Here is a 17,334-nt window from a genome sequence, read left to right on the forward strand (position 1 = left end):
GGATGATCTGGAGTACGTGGAGCCGTCTCCCGGGGGGCGACACAAGCCCAGCGACGCTCCGCCGCCGCTGCTCTTCAGGGTCAGCGAACGTGTCAGGCGCTTCCTGGGAATGTCGCGGGAGAAAGGCCGGTGAGCGTCCCCGAGGTCTTCGCAGAGCCCACAGAGCTGCCCGAGACCGAGGAAGGGGCGCTCTTCCACGCCAACGAGCGTCTTCGACGGACCGCGAGCTGGTTGCTCGTCATCTTCGGGGCTATCGGCGCGACCCTGCTCACAGGGACTCAGCTCTCGGACTGGGGTGAGCTCACCGGAGGGCGACTGGCCGCCGCGACCGCGGGTGTCGCGCTCGGCCTCATCGGCCTGATGCTGGCGATCATCGGGACCGTTCAGATGTTGCCCCTCCAGCTCTACACAACGAGCAAGCTTGCCGCTCTGCCGCCGGGGGACCCTTTGCGCACGGAGATCGAGGAGGCGTCGATCTTTCTGCCCGGGCCAGGGATGCCGACCGGTGTCGATGACCTCCCCCAGGTGGCCGATGCGCGCTACACCGAGTGGGAGCAGGCCGATCGGACGTTCTGGAGCGTCAGGGAGGTGAACCACGGAACCGCGGCGGAGAGGGCCGCCAAGGTCCGCGTGGCCTATGCCGCGAAGCGGCTGGAGCGCGTCACCAGCGTCGGGGACCGCGCTCGCAGCCACGCCCAGTTCTTTGCACTGCGGCGCATATACCACGACACCGCCCTACCGATGATCCTGTTCGGAGCCGGAATCGCGGCGGCCGGGATCGCGCTGTTCGCCTGGGCGGCTCACCCGGCAGAGGACAAGCCTCCCGCTGCGACCTCGCTGGTGCGCGTCGACATGAGCGGCCTCGACTTGCGTGGCGTGGACTTCGGCAGTGCCGACCTGACCGGCGCGGATCTCTCACGCGCGAATCTGACCGATGCGAAGCTGACCAAGGCGACCCTCGACGCCGTCATCTGGACCGGCGCCCGGTGTCCCGATGGGGCCCGTGTCGTGGGAACCCTCCGAAGCTGCGATGGGAACCTGGCGACCGACTAGCCCTCTGGCCGGTAGGGGCGCCCCGAGACGGTTCACGCGCCGGTCAGCGCCTCGCGGGCCGGTGACCGGAGCGCGTCAACCCCGCGGCCGTGGGCGGTCCTGCGGCAGGAAGTAGGGGAGGGGGTCGACGGAGCGGCCGCCGAGCCACACCTCGAAGTGGAGGTGGACGCCGCGGGCGTTGCCGGTCTCACCCATCAGTCCGAGAACCGAACCCCGCGCGACGGGACGGCCGGGGGTGACCGAGATCGCCGACAGGTGCGCGTATGTGGTGCGCAGGCCGTCGGCGTGGCGCAGGACCACGATCAGGCCGTACCCGCCGTTGGTCCCGGCTGAGAGGACCACGCCCTCGGCGGCGGCGCGCACCGGCGCACCGCTCGTCGCCCCGCCCCCGATGTCGACGCCCTGGTGGGCGCGGCCCCACCGTGGTCCAAATGGCGACTCGAGCGGCCCCTCCGCGGGGCGGCTCAACGGAAGCTCCACGTCACGGGGGGCCTCGCGACGCGACGCGAGCCACCGCGAGATGTCCCGCCAGCGCCGCCGCTCATCGGCTGTCGATGCCGCCATCCGCTCGGAGAGCCGGCCGAGGCCGAGGCGAGCCGTGTGGCGCACCGCAGAGCCGCGCGCCGCCGCGCGCCCCGGATGGGGGGCCGCGCGACCGGGGATGCGACCGCGGACCGCCTCCCGCCGCGCCGACAGGAACGCCGCGACGTCGGCGAGCGCCCGCACCCGATACGCCATCTCCTCGGGCACGCGCGGCATCGCCCGACGTCCCTCGCGCCGCAGGCCGAGGTGGACCGCCCGGCTTTCGGTGCGCGCCTCCAGCGCCCGGATGGTCGCGGCGACCGCCGCCGGGTTGGTGCGGGCGCGCTCCACGAGCACCTCGATCGGCTCGGACGCCCCGGCGGGCTCCGCCTGTCCGGCCCCGGCGACCGCGACGACCGTCAGCGCGATGGCGAGGGCCGCCCGGGTGGGCGGGGTGGATCCGATTACGTCAGCCTCGTCCGCATACACGTCCTGTTCGTCGGGGTGATGAGCGTCTGGGCGCCCGCGGTGAACAGGCAGTCGCGGACCCCGCGCACCGCGCTGCTCAGAGCGTCCATCGCCATGAACGTAGGACCACCCGAGCGTCCGGACGCTCGGGTGGTCCAGGGACCCTCGAGGAGCTGCGACGAACCGTGACCGACTAGCCCTCAGGCCGGCAGGGCGTCCCCGAGCCGGTTGAAGCGCAGGTAGTCCTCATCGAGCTCCATCGCGCGCACGGTCGCGTAGAGCTCCGCCCATTCTGGTCCGAGTGGTGGAGTTCCGGGGCCCCTCAGCCGGAGCGCGACCTCCTCGGAGAGATCCCTCAGCAGGAGGACGCGGTCGCTTGGGGAGAACTCGGGCGCCGCAGCGGCGATGGCCCCGGCGAGCGCGGACACCTCGGCGGGCGGATGCTCGGCGCTTCGACCGAGGGCCGTCCTCATAGCGGAGATGGCCGCGAGGGCGATCGTGCGCCCCCCGTGGCTTCGAAGGGGCTCTCGCGATCCGTCGCTGTGGGGGACGGTCTCGATGGCGGTTATCAGCTCCGCCCAACCCGCTCGCTCGCCCGCGTTGTGGAAGAGGTCGCCGGGTGCAAAGCGACCGGAGATCTCATGCGCCCGGCGCACCTGGTCGAGCAGTCGAGCGCGATCCGCCGAGCCCATCAGGGGCAGGGCGGAGCGGGCGAAGGAGATCGCGCACTCATGGGCGCCCGTCGCGCGCCCGGCGCTGTAGTGGACCGCGAGGGGGCTGATCGCCGCGGCCGCCCAACCAGGGATCTCGCTCGCCCGCTGTGGGGTGGTGTTCATCGGACCTCCATCAGGGGCCCCAGCGTCGTCGCCGTGATGAGCGCAGCCAGGGCGCTCGCCGCTGCGTCCGGGTCGTCGTTGACGATCAGGTGGTCGTACTCAGCCGCGGTGGCCATCTGGTCCTCGGCCGCGGCGAGCCGGCGTGCGAGGGTCTCCTCGGTCTCGGTGGCCCGGCCACGCAGGCGGGTTTCGAGGGCCCTCAGGCTCGGTGGGGCGATGAAGACCGAGACGCTCGGGAAGCGGTCGCGGATCGCTCGGGCGCCCTCGGCTTCGCACTCGACGATCACGCTCTCACCGGCGCCGAGAGGAGCCGCGATCTGGCCCTCCAAGGTTCCGTAGGAGCCACCGGCGAAGCGGGTGTGCTCGACCAGTCCACCCTCCTCGAGGAGCAGCTCGAAAGCCGCGGAGGAGAGGAAGAAGTAGTCCTCTCCGTCGACCTCACCGGGACGGGCGGCGCGGGTCGTCGCTGAGACCGCGAGTCGCACCGGGGACGCGACGAGTGTGCGCGCGGCGGCCACGATCGTCCCCTTCCCGGCCCCGGAGGGCCCTGAGACGATGATCACCGAGGCGGGCACACCCTGACCATACGACCCCTGCAGGCCCCGGCCGGTCAACTTCTCCTCTCCCGGAGGCGGTTGTCATGGGACGCCGTATGGTTTCCACATGAACGCCCGCGCCATCGACCGTCGCCTCCGCGCCGGGACCCGACGGACCTTCTTCGGCACCCGATCCTTCGCGACGATCCGCATCCCCCTGGACGCGATCCCTGAGCCCTTCCCCGCCCTCGAGGCCGTGGGCACCCCGAGCGACCTGAGCCTCGGCCGGGGCTTCATCAAGTCGGTCGAGGGCGGTCAGGTCCTCACGACGATCGACTCCGTCTCCGGGCAGCAGCCGACCGCGGACCCGGGCATCCAGAACGTCACCAAGCGCGCCGGCTCCGACTGGTCAGAGTGGCACGAGGTCCGACGCCAGTTCCTCCCCGCAGACGGCGGCGAGGCAGTCCTGCTGCGCGTCGACGCGGTCGAGGCGAAGGCCACCTCCGATGCGGTGCTCGCGCTCGAGGACTGGGAGGACCGCTGGGTCCACGGCCGGGCGGCCTGGGAGATCTACGAGGACGAGGACCCACGGGAGCTCTCCCACCTGCTCGACCGCAATGGAGATCCCTGGTACCGGACCCATCCACGTGCTCTCGCCCGTCTCTGGGACGCGGCGACCCACGCCAAGACGACCTACTACGAGATCACCGAGGTCGCCGGCGAGCCCTGCTTGGAGTTGACCTTCTCCGTCAAGGTGCGTCTCCAGCAGCGCCGGATGCGCTTCAGCGCGAGCCTGCGGCGGGCTCTCGACACTGCCCGCCGCGATGGTTTCCCCGCGCGCCTGACCTAACGGTCGCGGCGCGCGATGGCGCGCTCGAGGGCCTTCAACCGGCTCGAGGCGAGACGGGCGTGTGCCTCGGCGATCCGGGCCTGGGCGAGAGTCGCCGGCACCTTTGCGGGGACCCTGACCGTAGGGGTCGTGACCTTCTTCGTGCTGAGGCGGTTCAGGGCGACCGAGACCCGGCGCAGCGCAGTGAGAGCGACGACCCGGATCTGGCGCATCTGCGCGGCGTCCGTCCTCACCGTCCGCGTCATGGACATGCCCCTCGCCTTGGCGCGCGGGTTGATGCGCCGCTCCCCCTTCAGCACCCGCTGGGCGAGCTGGCGGACCCTCGACTCGGACTGACGGATCTGCGGCGCGGTCAGCGGCGCGTCCCTGCCGATCTCCCGCTGCAGCGGGGTGGGGGTGATCGGCGCCGGCAGCGGCGAGGCCGGCGGGGCCGGGTTGGGGGCGGGGACCGGAAGGGGCGTCGGCGCCGGAGGAGCTGGAAGCGGGGCGGGAGCAGGAGCGGGGGCGGGCGCCGTCATGCCGGTGGTGGGGACCTTGCCGACGCAGGGGCTGCCGGTGCGGAGGGTGAAGTCCTTGGCGGCCCGGTTCGTGAACAACGGGTCGCTGGTGATGTTGTCGGAGGCCGTGAACCCACCGTTGGAGGCGTTCACGTTGCCGGTGCGGCCGTTGAACAGGCAGTTGCGGTCGGCGCGGTTGCCGACCCCCACACCCGACGCCCACCACGACTCGACGTTGCTCTTGACCAGCGAGTTGCTGATCACGTTGTTCTCGACGAGGTTGTTGCTCGACACCAGGCCACCCTCACCCGAGAACGTCACCCCACGGCCGTTGCCGTCGATGACGTTGTTGGCGACATACGTGCGGTTCGCCCCCGGATAGAGGTGCACCCCGTAATCGGAGTTGTCGAAGATCAGGTTGTTGGTGATCCGGGTGTCGTAGGCGTGGTTGACGTAGATCCCGTGGTCGAAGCCGGTCGCCGGCATCCGCCCGCACCGGAAGATCCGGTTCGAATCGACGACCACCCCATACGCGATCCCCGACCCGATGTTCGACCCGATGTGCAGGCAGATCGCGGTGTTGTCGTTGGTGATGTCGTTGTTGCGGAACACCACCCGGTCACCCTGGACGTCGGGACTGACCCGCGCACCCGAGGTGCGGCCGTTGATCACCAGGCCGTCGAAGACGACGTCGTTGCTGCTGTCGGGCACCCACGTCTTACCGAGGATCGTGGCCTTCGCACCACCGGGGGCGGTGGTGAGGGTGATGCCACTGCGGTTCACCTTCACCCCACCGAACGTCGCACCCGCCTGCAGGCACCCCACCTGACCCGCGGACAGGGAGTCCACGAGCTTCTGGGAGGTGCGGAGCGGGGCGGACGCGGTACCGGCGGCGGAGTCACTCCCCGACAGGGACGCGTACTTGGTGCACGCCGGGGCGGCGGCAGCCGGCGGGGCCGGCGCGAGCGCCACCAGGGCGATGGAAGCAAGCAGGGTGGGGGCGAGGGCGAGGCGTCGATGAGGGCTGGGCACCCACCCGACGCTAGGCACGTGCGCGCTCGCCGGACAGCCTTCACACTTCGGTCCGTCTCAGCCCTTGCGTGCGTGAGTTGTCAGCGGAGAATGGAGGCCGCCCCCTAACCTCGCCCGAGGTCGACGACACAGACAACGGCGAGGGGTGGACCAGGTGGCGGCACTGCTCAAGGGAGGGGGAGACTTCCAGCGCGACTTCCGTGAGGCGGTCGCCGCGGAACTGACACCGAGTGTCCGCCGACGTGGCGCGGCTCAGATGGCCCTCAAGAGCATCGTCATCCTCACATGGGCGATCGGCTCGTATTTGGGCCTGTTGCTCTACGCCCGCGAGCTCTGGCAGATCCTCCCCTTGAGCGTCTCGCTCGCGCTTGCGCTCGCCGGGGTCGGCTTCTCCATCCAGCACGACGCCAACCACGGTGCCGTCGGCGGGAGGCTGGGCCGGGTCTGGGGCTTCAGCCTCGACCTGATGGGTGCCAGCAGTCAGGTGTGGCGGGCCAAGCACAACCACGCGCACCACACCTACACGAATATCGACGGCGCGGACACCGACATCGAGCAGCTGCCCCTCGCGCGCTTCGCTCCTTCCCAGCCGCTCTACCGCTTCCACCGCTTCCAGCACCTCTACATGTGGTTCTTCTACGGGCTCTTCGCCTTCAAGGGGCACCTCACCGGCGACTGGATGCAGATGCTGCGCGGCCAGGTGGGACTCCAGCCGATCACCCGCAGCCCGGGGATCATCGCGGTCTTCATCGCGGGCAAGATCCTGTTCATCACCTGGGCGATCGCCCTGCCCCTCTACCTGTTCGACTGGTGGGCGGTCCTCGGCGTATTCGCCCTTGTCTCCTGGGTCTTTGGCATGACCGTCGCGACGGTCTTCCAGATGGCCCACTGCGTCGAGGAGGCCGAGCACGGGTTCACCACGGTTGCCGAGCTCGAGGAGAACCCCGGCCGGCGCTGGGCCGAGCACCAGCTCGCCTCGACGGTCGACTTCGCGCCGCGCAACCGGGTCCTCAACTGGTATCTCGGTGGCCTGAACTTCCAGGCGGTCCACCACCTGCAGCCGAAGGTCTGCCACGTCCACTACGCCCGTCTGTCGCCGGTCCTCGATCGCGTCGCGGCGCAGAACGGCCTCGCCTACCGCTGCCACCCGACCCTGCGCTCGGCGCTTGCCTCACACGGGCGCTGGCTTCGTCGGATGGGCCACGAGACGGTCCCGGTGGCCGAGGCGGGCTAGAGCCCCCTCAGCGGTTGCGCAGGGCGGCGCGGAGAGCCGACCGCTCGGAGAAACTGATCCGAAGGCCGTAGGCCTTCTTGATCTGGACCCAGCGGACCGCGTAGGTCGGGTGGAAGTTGCGGGCCGGCGGCAGCCAGGCCTCAGGCCCCTTGTCCCCCTTGGAGCGGTTCAGGCCGCGGTCGACGGCGAGGAGGTTGCGCGGGTCGTTGGCGAACCGTTCGCGCTTGGCGGCGCTCCAGCGCGCCGCCCCGGAGCGCCATGCCTCGGCGAGGGGGACGATGTGGTCGACATCGAGCAGGCGCGCGCGCGTGTGGAGTTCACCGCTGTAGGGGTCGCGCCAGCGTCCGGTGTTCGGCCGGCAGGCGCGCGGGGGCTTCAGCGCCCGCCCGTCGCGTCGCAGGGTGTCCTCACGGGCGTCGCAGCCGTTGCCGTCCGGGTCGCTCCAGTGCCGGAACAGATCCCGGTCGTATCCGCGCATCGACCCGTCCGGGCGGACGCTGACGTGGTTCAGGTGGGCGCGGGCCGCGGCGATCTGCTGGCTGTCGGCGCGGGCGGCGACACTCACCGCCGGGTGGGCGTCGAGTCGATCGATGAGCCCTCCGACAAGGCCCGTGCCCGCCGCCCAGACGAACGCGGCGACCAGCAGGGCGGACTGGATCAGGCCGATGCTGCGGTTACGGATGCGCGCCGTCCTGAGTCTCATTGGGCCGATCGTAGACTCGGCGCCCGGGACTGCCGCTCTTATCGTGGTGGAGGTCATGCGAGAGGATCAGATCCTCGAGGTGGCCCCGTGCTTGACTCGAGGTCGATGTCGCGCGGCCGCTCACAGACGCCACCACCCCGAGGCGGTGCCGCAGCGGGATCCATAGATGCCCGGGTTCGCGCCCTGCGCGCCCAGGTGGCCGCCGGCGCCCCCCGCGTGGCGAGCCTCGGCGAGTGGCCGGCCCACATCGATCCCGCGAGCCTCACCTCGCGAATCCCAGAGCCCGATGAACGGGCCGGCGGCTTCGATGCCGGTGTCGCCTGTGCGCTCGATCTGATCCCCCGCGATGGCCAGGAGCTCTCCGCACGCTTCCACGGGGCCTACACCCCTGACGCGGTGGCGCGCGCCCGGGCGGAGCTCACCCGCCTCGAGGCCGAGCACCAGACCGCATGGTGGCTGGCCGCCTGCGCGGTCTGTGAGGAGGGAGAGATCGACCAACCCGCCTTCCTTCGCCAGATCGCCACCTTCGATGCCCTCGCCGCGGATCCGTCGGTGCGCCTCGAGGCCGCGCGATCCGAGGCCGCGCTGATGAGGGAGCGGTTCGAGGTCGTGGACGGCCTCGCGCTCGCCCGTGCCGACGGCGGGATGCAGGGCGCCTACCTCGCCGGCCACGAGATCGCCGCGGGCTGGGCGGAGCACCTTGGCCTCTACTTCCTCGGCACCTTCCATCCCTCACTCGGCCTTGAGGACTTCGCCTGGAGTCAGCCGCCCGATCCTGAAGCGGGTGACCGGGAGGCGCGACTGGGGCGCTCAGGCCCCGTCCATGGTTCAGCGGCCTTCGTGAAGTGCGCTGACGCCGACGAGCTCGCCCGCGCGCACGCCCGCGCCCGGGCCCATCTCCTCCGATCGACCGCGGCCTAGCTGGGCCGGTCCTCGCTCGGGTAGGCGGTGCGTTCGGGAAGGCGTAGGCGCATCCCTGGCTGGTCAGGCTCCTCGAACGCGTTGGTTTCCTGGAGATCCGCCCGGACGGTCTGGAGGCGAAGGTCCCCTGGTCGCCCATCCCGAACCGGGACATTCCCGCTGTTATGACTGCCCATGTGGAGGAATATTGGCCATAAGGGACCCAGGCGGTGCAGAAATGGAGGAAAACCGGGGATAAGGCTCCGAAGGCCAGGGGCGCCCTCGGCCGGGGTCAGGCCGCCCAAGCCTGCCTTGAGAGGTCCGGCATCCGGTAGACGCTCGCCCGGCCGGCGTCATCGCTGATCACCCCGGTGCGCCCGAAATTCACCGGGCCGCCGCGGCGCACCGGCCGCGGGCGGCGCTGAAGGGCCTCATAGGCCGCGCGGCCGGCGGTGAAGAGGCTCGCCGCCTGCGGGTCGGCGTTCAGGTCGGGGTGGTAAGCGCGGGCATAGGCCCGCCAGGCCGAGCGCAGTTCGCCGTCGCTGACATCGAGGGGGACACCGAGCAGTTGCAGGGCCTTCGTCAGTTCCATGCTCTCACACTACGACGCGAACCCGGCGGCGCATGTCAGCAGTCGCCGGGATCGCTTCGCTCGATCACACCTCAGGCCGCCAGCGCGGCCTCCGCGGCGCTGACGATGCTCCAGCCGCTCATCTGGCGCCAGGAGGGGATCCGGTAGCGGCGACCGTGCTGGTCGGCGAAGGTGCTTCGCGAGACGAGGGTCAGGCGCCGGTAGGAGCGGCCGTCGGCGAAGGAGATCTCGCGGGCGAAGTCGATCACCGAGCCTGCGACGGCTCGGGGGAGCGCGAGTCGCGCCCGCGACTGGCTGCGCCAGGCCTGCGCCCACTCGGCCGACTGGCCGCTGTAGAGCTGATCGATGGGGGAGAGCAGGTCGAGGATGCGCGCCGGGCAGGTGTCCTCCGCCGGGCCGCTCGACTCGCTGATCGCCTTGTAGCCGAAGTTGTGGTGCCCTCGGCACCACCGTGTCAGCAGGACCTCGCCGGCGATGCCGTCCTTGGTGCGCAGGGCGATGAAGGAGCGGTCCAGGTAGGTGACCGAATCTACGACGACACCGTAGGCGCCGTCGTAGAGCTCCGCGATGTAGTCCTCGGCGCTCTGTCCGCGCTCGCGGTGGTGGAAGGTCCATCCCATGGCGATCACTCCTGTGCTCGCGTCCATGACTGACACCTCCAAACTACGACGCTTGCAGGCAGGCGACTGGCGCATTGCCGGCACAATGCCGGCAGTCGCCTACTCAGTCAGCGGGAGGATGAGTCGGCCCCTGAGAGGGGTCCGGGAAGATGATGAGCGGCTCGTCCGAGTCCCCCTCGAAGAGGGCGATCGGGTCGTCCGGGCCGCCCTCGGCGTCGTCGGGGAGGTCGAGGTGGACGCCGGCGATGTCCTCGGGATCGGGCATGGGCGGCAGCATGCGCCGTCGTGTGGCGCCTGAGCGCCCTTCTCCGCTGGTACCTGCTCCCGGGACGAGGGGTAGGGTCGCCGACTCGAGCCGGGCAACGACACGAATCGAGGCACCGTGGCCGTCTTTCTCACCGAGCTGATCGGGACGCTGGTCATCCTCGCCGGCGTGGTCTTCCTCGCCTGGCAGCTCGGCCACGTCCTGGCGGCGATCCGGCGCTGATCGCCAGGCATCCCCCTCGGCAGAGGTCGGGCGCGCCCGGTGGCCTCGGGCTGCCTCGAGGTGGGATGATCCTCGTACCCTGGCGCGGGGCCTCGCCGGTGGTCGACGGAGCTCCGCGCTCGGGACGGGCTAACGCGCGCGGGTAGGGGCGGGGGTCCCCATGATCGCCGCCCAGCAGGCGCCGAGAGCGCAGGAGGCGAGGGCCCACAGGACGAGCGGCGCCAGGACCCCACCGAGGTCGCCGGCGAGGAGCGCGGCGCCGGTCATGAAGATGCCCATCGGACCGCCGATCAGCGCGACTGCCGCCACGATGAGCCAGAGTGCGAGGTGCGTGGTTCGTGCGATCATGTGAGTCCCTCGGAGAGTCGGGGCCGCGCCGGCTGAGGCGCGGCCTGTACCTGCAACTAACGACGTCTCGAGCCCGATGCATCGGGTGTCATCGCGTCATCGGCGAGGGCGCGGCTGAGCGCCCTGACGGGTGAGCGCGGGGCCGTGTAAGCCCCGATGCAGACGGCGCCGGCGCTCTCGCCGATCACCCGCGCGAACAGGTTCTGCCGGCGCGAGCCGGGCCGGAGGCCGCGGTGCGCGCAGATGCAGCGCGCGAGGGCCCGCCACTGGAGGCGCTCGGCCTGGCGCCAGTCCTCGTCGTCGCAGCGGCGGCCGTGCTTGATCGTGCGCGCGAGCTCGATCGGGGGGAGGTCGAGCCAGTCCGCCAGCCGCTCAAGCCAGCGGACCTGAGGCCGGTAGGCGCCGTCCACGGCCGGCCAGCCGCCTCCGGGCGCCCGGACACCGGCGAGCTCGAGGAGGTCGATGGCGTGGCCGCGGCCGAGTGTCTCGACGGCGGCTTCCTCCACGGCCCCTGCGCCGCGAGGACTCACCCCGTGGAAGATCTCGTGGCAGATGATCCGGCCGGCCTCGATCCAGTCCCCCGGGTCCTCGAAGGCCACGCCGCTCTGGATGATCTCCCAGACGTCGTAGCCGAGGGCGACCACGCCGCCGGGGCGATACTCGGCCCCGGTCAGTCCCTCATCGACCTCGAGCCGCTCGAACCGGCTGCGGTGGCGATGGGCGAGGATGAAGGCGGCGGCCTCGAGGGCCTCGAGGGCCTCGTCGGCCGTGGAGAAGACGTGCACAGACCCAACAGACGACGCCGGCGCCGAGCCGCATCATCACGCGAGGCTGATGATCTGGCCTAGTTGGCATCCCGGGCCATGCCTGGTCGTGGGTCTGCGTCGGCGCAGGGCGGGCGTCGTAGCTTCAGGGTGTGAGAGGAGCCGATGTCATCGCCGATATGATCGACAACGACCCGCTCGTCAACGGGCTGATCGAGGCCATCTCCTGCCTGGACGCCGGGCGCCCGGAGCAACGGATCGCGCTCACCGATCTGGCTGCCCGCCACCTGCTGGCGCGCCCGATCAACTGGTCAGCGATGACGGCATCGCCGGAGAATCTCGCGAAGACGCTCGCTTCACGCTGGGATCGGGCGATGCCTGTGCCGCTGCCCACTCACCTGCGCAGCTGGCTGGCTGAGCTCTCCGCGGCGCGCTTCGAGGCCGATGAGAACCGTCGAAGGATCCTCGGTGAGCGGGATGCCTGCCTGACGCCGATCAACGAGCTTCGCGGCCACGTGCTCGCGACGCTGCGCCGGGGCTCGGTTCAGCCCGTCTGACCTGGACGGGGAATGGCGGTGGCCGGGCCCATAGGCCTCCCCGTGCCGTCAGCCGAGACGGCCCTGGAGGTAGGCATCCGAGAGGATGTTGAGCATGCTGAGGGCGCGCGTCTCCTCGCTGCAGACGCTGAGGACTCTGATGACATCGTCGGTGCTGGCGCCGGCGACGAGGCCAGAGGTGCCCTCTCTCAGCTGCTGAGCGACGCTGTCGGCGTACTGCCGCTGCTGGGTGGGGGAGTAGGCGAGCCAGTCCGCGCACAGGGCCTCCTCGCCCTCCTCCACTGCCGCCCGCGGCTCTTGCGGAGCAACCTGCGATGTCCCGGCCCCGCCCTCGTCGCCGGCCAGCTGGTTCAGCGCCGAGGCGATGGTGTGCCGCCGCTCCAGCTCGAGCTGCTCCTCCGCGGTGAGGTTCTCCCAGATCACGTCGTTGACCCCGGTCGCGATGCACGCCTCGTCAACGCGGTCCATGGCGTCCGCATCCCCCTGAGGCTCATATCCGCTGGCGACGACCGCATCCCAGATGGAGCCCCTCATCCCCGAGGTGGCGCGGCTCGCGGCGGCGAGGTTGTCTTCACGCAGCCCGCTCCGGAGCCAAGTCGGACATCCGGTGCTGTCCTTGAACAGGGTGTTGTTGATCCGGGTCTGCGTCGGCGGGGCAGCGGCACCTGCCGGCTCGTCACCTCCACCGTCGCCGCAGCCTGCAGCAAAGGCGAACACCGTGGCGAGGGCGATGGCGCTCACCGCTCGGATGGTCAGTCGTGCGCGGATGGGGCACCCCTTTCTTCATCGCGGACCTGGCCTGTGGTGGATTGCCACAACGTACCGGGCGGGGCTCCCCGGAGCCGGAGTGGTTCCGGTCCTGCCCACTCGTCTCGGCCCCCCACGACCGGCGAGGACCGGCGGCCAGCGGCCAGACGAGAGGCCCTGGAGCCGGCCCTGCGAGCTCGTCGGTGAGACAAGCGGAGGATCCGCGTGTCCGCGCACGCGCGCCTTATTGTCGAACGACCGCACCGTGAGACGAAAGGCAATCCAGGACGTCAATGGGTAGAGCAGTCGGAATCGATCTCGGGACCACAAACTCCTGCGTCGCAGTGTTCATGCCCACCGGGGAGCCACGCGTGCTCCCGGCCCCTGACGGTCAGCGCACCGTCCCCTCGGTGGTGGCCTTCGCCGACTCCGGTGAGCGGCTGGTCGGTCAGCCGGCCCGCCGCCAGGCGGTGACCAACCCCGACTACACCCTCCACTCGGTGAAGCGGCTGATGGGCCGCCGCCACTCCGAGCTCGAGGACTCGGACCGCGCGGTCTTCCGCACCCTGGCCGGCGATGAGGCCTCGGGTGTGCGGCTCGAGTGCCGCGGCCAGGACCTCTCGCCCGAGCAGATCTCCGGGATGATCCTCGCCAAGCTGCGCGCCGACGCGACCGAGTACCTCGGCGAGAACGTCACCGATGCGGTGATCACCGTGCCGGCCTACTTCAACGACGCCCAGCGCCAGGCCACCAAGGACGCGGGGAAGATCGCCGGTCTGAACGTCCTGCGGATCATCAACGAGCCGACGGCAGCCGCGCTCGCCTATGGGCTCGAGAAGGCCACCGACGAGGAGACCATCCTCGTCTTCGACCTCGGAGGTGGCACCTTCGACGTCTCGATCCTGGAGATCGGTGAGGGGGTCTTCGACGTCCGTGCGACTGCGGGCGACAACCACCTGGGCGGAGACGACTTCGACCAGGCGATCGTCGCCTGGCTGACCGAGCAGATCGAGACCGAGCACGGCGTCGACCTCTCCGGCGACCCCCAAGCCCAGCAGCGCCTCCGTGAGGCCGCTGAGAAGGCCAAGCAGGAGCTCTCCGGACTCCCCGTCGCCGACATCCAGCTGCCGTTCCTCGCCCAGGGCGCCGACAACACCGCCGTCCACTTCAGCGGACAGCTCAGCCGGGCCCAGCTCGAGCGACTCGTCGCGCCACTACTCGCGCGGCTCGAGGCTCCGATCCGTCAGGTCATGGAGGACTCCGGCCTCGGAGGGGAGCAGATCGACCACCTGATCCTGGTCGGGGGCATGACCCGCATGCCGGCGGTCCAGGAGACCGTGGAGAAGATCACCGGCCTCAAGCCCTCGCGCTCGGTGAACCCCGACGAGGTCGTCGCGCTCGGAGCCGCGATCCAGGCGGAGGTCCTCACCGGCGACAGCCAGGGTGTCCTGCTCCTGGATGTCACGCCGCTGTCGATGGGCATCGAGACCCGCGGCGGGTTGTTCAACCGTCTGATCCCCCGCAACACCACGATCCCCTGCCGGCGGGTCCAGGTCTTCACCACCGCCGAGGACGACCAGGCCTCGGTCGAGGTCCACGTGCTCCAGGGTGAGCGCGAGATGGCGATCGACAACCGCTCCCTCGGTCGCCTCCAGCTGATGGGGATCCTGCCCGCGCCCCGCGGTGTCCCGCAGGTCGAGGTCAGCTTCGAGATGGACGCTGACGGCATCCTGTCGGTCCGCGCAATCGACCTCGGGACCGGGACCGAGCAGCAGACCAAGATCGAGAACGGGGGAGGCCTCGACGAGCAGACCCTCGACCGGATGATCCGCGACGCCGAGGTCAACAGCCGCGCCGACGCAGAGGTGCGCCGCCAGGCCGAGACCCGCAACCGCGCCGACAGCCTGATCTACAGCGCCCACGAGACGATCGCGAGCGTCGGTGAGAAGCTCGAGCCGGCTCTGCGTGATCAACTCGTGGACGCCGTCGGCCTCCTGTCCGCGGCGCTCACCCAGGGGGAGGACTCGGACGTGATCGATGTCGCCTGCGAGGACGTCCTCGCGGCGATGCACGAGGCCGTCGCCGAGGTCTACAGTCAGAGCGCGCCGGCGATCGGGCGCCTCACCCCGGAGGCGGTCGTCGTCGAGGCGACAGACATCGAGGACGGGGCAGCCGGGTCCGAGCGGCTCGGGACCGGCCTCGAGGACCCATTCGAGTCTGGAGTCGATGACGACCCCCTCGGCCTCGGATCAGACGGCTCCGACCCCGATGACTGGGTCGACGAGCTGAACGACCGCTCCTGAGACCAGGGAGGGCCCGCGCCTGAGGGGCGCGGGCCTTCCCTGGTCGGGCTCTAACCGATCAGTGCGTGCATGAGGCGCGCCCTGGTCTGGGCGATCGCCTCACGCCGGGCCGCCGGTTCGTCCCACTGGCGCTCGGCGTCGGTCCTCTCGATCGCCGCGAGGGCCAGGAGGGCCTGGCGCACCTCGTCGTCGCTGAAGACCGCCCGTCCGCTGGAGATGAACGCCGCCAGCTCATCGGGGAGGTAGGGGATCGGCTCGTCCTCCCCGCCACCGGCGTGGGCGAACAGGGTCGTGCTCTCGGACTGGTAGCCCTCGACTCCCATGCGTGCCGCCGCGATCACCTCGACCGCACCGAAGGCGACGTCCGCGACGTGGGTGTCCTGCGCGGGATCGTGCACCGCCATCAGCGAGGCGATCACACCTGCGCGATCGGAGAGCTCCGGCACCGCGTCGAGGACCGCGTCGTTGTCGAATGCCCTCATGCCCCATGCGCCCATGCCGGCCCCTTTGTCGATCTCAGGTCTCATCAGGGGAGCCGCGTCGTCCCCCGGTCCCGATCAACGTATGCCGCTCGGCGGGTCGCGCATCCCTCACATCTCACCCCACGATCGGATGCCGACACGCAGGAACGCGCGAGGTGCCCCAGCGCACCGGCATCATCGCCGGGTGATGAACACCTTCGCTCGCTTCCTGCTGCGCCACCGCTTTGCGGTCGGCTTCGCTCTGATCGTCGTGATCATGATCGGATTCGCGGTGAACTCACGTGGCGGGTCGAGCGAGGATGTCGCAGCCGCCCGCGCGCTCGCCACTCCGGCCGGTGTCGTGGCCGCCTTCTCCGAGCGGGGATTTGAGCTCAGCCAGGGGATGCCCGACGACCTCGGCGAGCCCCCGGCAGAGCTCACCAAGGCGACGGTGCTGCGCAACTTCGCCGCTGACGGATCCGACAGTGCCGCCCTGCTCGACAGCGTCGGCTTCCTGACCATCTGGATTTTTGACTCCAAGGAGGAGGCCCGCGCTGGACTCGGGGTGATGGACCTGCAGGAGCTGCGCATCTACACACGCGCGAACGTCATCGCCGCATACCGCGCGGGCATCGATGACCGCAGTGCCGGGATCGAAACGCTCCTGGAGCCCTTCCTCCTCGAGAGTGGCTCAGGTGGCGACTGAGGGCTGGCGAGACTCCGGCCCCGTCCATGCGCTGACACCTACCTTCAGGTGCGTCCACGACCGACGGAGATGTGAAGGCAATGGGAAGACGTGCAAGTATGGTTCTCGGGGCTCTGGCTCTGATCGTCACGGCCGCGCTCGTCGCGGTCTCGTTCTCCGCCCGCGAGCAGGGACTCGACCCAGCAGCCCTCCAGGGCCTCGATGGGATCCCGGCGCGCTACGCGGACATCCCGGCCTCTGGTGTCGTCCTCGGCGACCCTGACGCGCCCGTCTCGATCACCGAGTTCGGCGACGTCGCCTGCCCGGCCTGCAAGACCGCGGCCGAGTCCACCGTCCCGGATCTGATCGAGTCCCAGGTGCGGACGGGTCTCGCCACGATCTCCTTCTCCCCGATGGCCTTCATCCACCCCCTCACCAGCGAGCGGGGCGCCCTCGCGGTGATCGCCGCCGGCCGGCAGGACATGGCCTGGCCCATGATCGAGGCGATCTACGCCAACCAGGGAGGCGAGTCGGAGGACTGGCTGAGCGAGGAGGTCCTCGCGGCCATCGCCGCCGGTGCCGGCCTCGACGTCGCGACCTGGCAGGCGGACTTCGCATCCGATGAGGTCGCCCGCGACTACGCGGCTGCGATCCAGGCCGCCAACGCCGGGGGCGTGTCGCAGACCCCGACCTTCATCGTCGAAGGGCCGGACGGCCGCGAGGTGGTCAGCGGCGTCTCGAGCGCGGCGCAGATCGCCGAGGCGGTCCGCGCGGTGTCCTAGGGCTTCGTCAGGTCAGGATGAGCTTGCCGGCCTGCGCTCGAGGTAGCGCAGGCCGGCGATCACCAGCGCCGAGCTGATCAGCAGGCCGATCACCTGTCCCGGGAAGAGGATGTGGACCAGCGGGATCGGGGCGAACATCGTCAGCGCGCGGCCGACCTGGCGACGTCGCGGAGTCGGGTTCAGTCCCTCGAGCAGCAGTCCGAGGGCGATCAGAACGGCCAGCCAGAGCGTGCCGGCTGCGACAAGGGTGGAGTGGTCCATGTGAGGCACCGTACCTGTGAAGGGGCGCGGTACCGGCAGCTTCTTGCGTTTCGTCGCATCTCAGCTGGCCTCACCGCGAGGAGAAATGCGCAGCCG

General features: G+C 70.5%; 21 protein-coding genes. 8 read left to right on the forward strand and 13 right to left on the reverse strand.

The genetic code is table 11. The annotated features are described in order from the left end of the window. Nucleotides 1–129: 129 nt before the first annotated feature. A complete protein-coding gene (locus IU369_RS20100) occupies nucleotides 130–1,053 on the forward strand; it encodes a pentapeptide repeat-containing protein (protein WP_217925014.1) in 924 nt (307 codons plus the stop codon). Between the two features lie 75 nt (nucleotides 1,054–1,128). Here IU369_RS20100 and IU369_RS20105 read toward each other — a convergent pair whose 3' ends face one another. From IU369_RS20105 to gmk, 3 genes are all read right to left on the reverse strand, one after another. Beyond that, nucleotides 1,129–2,064, reverse strand: coding sequence for a M23 family metallopeptidase (locus IU369_RS20105; RefSeq protein ID WP_217925015.1), 936 nt, complete (start codon nucleotides 2,062–2,064; stop codon nucleotides 1,129–1,131). 179 nt (nucleotides 2,065–2,243) lie between these two features. After that, complete coding sequence (locus IU369_RS20110; RefSeq protein WP_217925016.1) at nucleotides 2,244–2,879, reverse strand: hypothetical protein; 636 nt, start codon at nucleotides 2,877–2,879, stop codon at nucleotides 2,244–2,246. Then, nucleotides 2,876–3,454, reverse strand: a complete 579-nt coding sequence (gene gmk / locus IU369_RS20115; RefSeq protein ID WP_217925017.1) for a guanylate kinase — start codon at nucleotides 3,452–3,454, stop codon at nucleotides 2,876–2,878. The genes IU369_RS20110 and gmk overlap by 4 nt, the downstream gene beginning before the upstream one ends. Nucleotides 3,455–3,542: 88 nt before the next feature. Here gmk and IU369_RS20120 point away from each other — a divergent pair, with 88 nt between their 5' ends. Then, on the forward strand, nucleotides 3,543–4,265 hold the full coding sequence (locus IU369_RS20120; RefSeq protein ID WP_217925018.1) for a hypothetical protein: 723 nt from the start codon (nucleotides 3,543–3,545) through the stop codon (nucleotides 4,263–4,265). On the opposite strand, the gene IU369_RS20125 is transcribed toward IU369_RS20120, so the two are convergent. Further along, on the reverse strand, nucleotides 4,262–5,794 hold the full coding sequence (locus IU369_RS20125; RefSeq protein ID WP_217925019.1) for a right-handed parallel beta-helix repeat-containing protein: 1,533 nt from the start codon (nucleotides 5,792–5,794) through the stop codon (nucleotides 4,262–4,264). The two genes, IU369_RS20120 and IU369_RS20125, sit on opposite strands and share 4 nt — an antisense overlap. Nucleotides 5,795–5,948: 154 nt before the next feature. Between IU369_RS20125 and IU369_RS20130 the strand changes: the two genes are divergently transcribed. Continuing rightward, complete coding sequence (locus IU369_RS20130) at nucleotides 5,949–7,028, forward strand: fatty acid desaturase family protein (RefSeq protein ID WP_217925020.1); 1,080 nt, start codon at nucleotides 5,949–5,951, stop codon at nucleotides 7,026–7,028. Between the two features lie 7 nt (nucleotides 7,029–7,035). Here IU369_RS20130 and IU369_RS20135 read toward each other — a convergent pair whose 3' ends face one another. Then, nucleotides 7,036–7,731 carry an HNH endonuclease family protein gene (locus IU369_RS20135; RefSeq protein WP_217925021.1) on the reverse strand — a complete coding sequence of 232 codons (696 nt, stop codon included), beginning with the start codon at nucleotides 7,729–7,731 and terminating at the stop codon, nucleotides 7,036–7,038. A gap of 195 nt (nucleotides 7,732–7,926) precedes the next feature. On the opposite strand from IU369_RS20135, the gene IU369_RS20140 reads away from it, so the two are divergent. Continuing rightward, nucleotides 7,927–8,652, forward strand: a complete 726-nt coding sequence (locus IU369_RS20140; protein WP_217925022.1) for a hypothetical protein — start codon at nucleotides 7,927–7,929, stop codon at nucleotides 8,650–8,652. 271 nt (nucleotides 8,653–8,923) lie between these two features. Here the strand turns inward: IU369_RS20140 and IU369_RS20145 are convergent, their stop codons facing one another. The 5 genes from IU369_RS20145 to IU369_RS20165 all read right to left on the reverse strand — a co-directional run bounded on the left by IU369_RS20145 (nucleotide 8,924) and on the right by IU369_RS20165 (nucleotide 11,463). Further along, nucleotides 8,924–9,223, reverse strand: coding sequence for a DnaJ domain-containing protein (locus IU369_RS20145; protein ID WP_217925023.1), 300 nt, complete (start codon nucleotides 9,221–9,223; stop codon nucleotides 8,924–8,926). A gap of 71 nt (nucleotides 9,224–9,294) precedes the next feature. Beyond that, nucleotides 9,295–9,870, reverse strand: coding sequence for a DUF6927 domain-containing protein (locus tag IU369_RS20150; RefSeq protein ID WP_217925024.1), 576 nt, complete (start codon nucleotides 9,868–9,870; stop codon nucleotides 9,295–9,297). Between the two features lie 76 nt (nucleotides 9,871–9,946). Further along, nucleotides 9,947–10,108 (reverse strand): hypothetical protein, encoded by a 162-nt coding sequence (locus IU369_RS20155; RefSeq protein ID WP_217925025.1) that lies wholly within the window; start codon nucleotides 10,106–10,108, stop codon nucleotides 9,947–9,949. A gap of 351 nt (nucleotides 10,109–10,459) precedes the next feature. Further along, a complete protein-coding gene (locus tag IU369_RS20160) occupies nucleotides 10,460–10,678 on the reverse strand; it encodes a hypothetical protein (protein ID WP_217925026.1) in 219 nt (72 codons plus the stop codon). A 56-nt stretch (nucleotides 10,679–10,734) separates the two neighbouring features. Continuing rightward, nucleotides 10,735–11,463 carry a hypothetical protein gene (locus IU369_RS20165; RefSeq protein WP_217925027.1) on the reverse strand — a complete coding sequence of 243 codons (729 nt, stop codon included), beginning with the start codon at nucleotides 11,461–11,463 and terminating at the stop codon, nucleotides 10,735–10,737. Between the two features lie 158 nt (nucleotides 11,464–11,621). Here IU369_RS20165 and IU369_RS20170 point away from each other — a divergent pair, with 158 nt between their 5' ends. Then, the gene (locus tag IU369_RS20170) at nucleotides 11,622–11,999 is read left to right on the forward strand and encodes a hypothetical protein (RefSeq protein ID WP_217925028.1); all 378 of its coding nucleotides are present in this window, start codon (nucleotides 11,622–11,624) and stop codon (nucleotides 11,997–11,999) included. 48 nt (nucleotides 12,000–12,047) lie between these two features. On the opposite strand, the gene IU369_RS20175 is transcribed toward IU369_RS20170, so the two are convergent. Then, complete coding sequence (locus IU369_RS20175) at nucleotides 12,048–12,740, reverse strand: hypothetical protein (RefSeq protein ID WP_217925029.1); 693 nt, start codon at nucleotides 12,738–12,740, stop codon at nucleotides 12,048–12,050. Between the two features lie 299 nt (nucleotides 12,741–13,039). On the opposite strand from IU369_RS20175, the gene dnaK reads away from it, so the two are divergent. Next, nucleotides 13,040–15,049: a molecular chaperone DnaK gene (gene dnaK / locus IU369_RS20180; protein ID WP_217925030.1), complete on the forward strand. Its 2,010-nt coding sequence runs from the start codon at nucleotides 13,040–13,042 to the stop codon at nucleotides 15,047–15,049. A gap of 50 nt (nucleotides 15,050–15,099) precedes the next feature. Here the strand turns inward: dnaK and IU369_RS20185 are convergent, their stop codons facing one another. Beyond that, nucleotides 15,100–15,576: a DUF4259 domain-containing protein gene (locus IU369_RS20185; protein ID WP_217925031.1), complete on the reverse strand. Its 477-nt coding sequence runs from the start codon at nucleotides 15,574–15,576 to the stop codon at nucleotides 15,100–15,102. A 142-nt stretch (nucleotides 15,577–15,718) separates the two neighbouring features. Here IU369_RS20185 and IU369_RS20190 point away from each other — a divergent pair, with 142 nt between their 5' ends. Continuing rightward, complete coding sequence (locus tag IU369_RS20190) at nucleotides 15,719–16,216, forward strand: hypothetical protein (protein WP_217925032.1); 498 nt, start codon at nucleotides 15,719–15,721, stop codon at nucleotides 16,214–16,216. A gap of 98 nt (nucleotides 16,217–16,314) precedes the next feature. Further along, nucleotides 16,315–16,977: a DsbA family protein gene (locus tag IU369_RS20195; RefSeq protein ID WP_217925033.1), complete on the forward strand. Its 663-nt coding sequence runs from the start codon at nucleotides 16,315–16,317 to the stop codon at nucleotides 16,975–16,977. 12 nt (nucleotides 16,978–16,989) lie between these two features. On the opposite strand, the gene IU369_RS20200 is transcribed toward IU369_RS20195, so the two are convergent. After that, entirely contained in the window at nucleotides 16,990–17,238 is a 249-nt protein-coding gene (locus tag IU369_RS20200; RefSeq protein WP_217925034.1) for a hypothetical protein, read from the reverse strand. Nucleotides 17,239–17,334 lie beyond the last annotated feature (96 nt).

Source organism: Miltoncostaea oceani (assembly GCF_018141545.1).
In the GTDB taxonomy this organism is placed as follows: Bacteria; Actinomycetota; Thermoleophilia; order Miltoncostaeales; family Miltoncostaeaceae; genus Miltoncostaea; species Miltoncostaea oceani.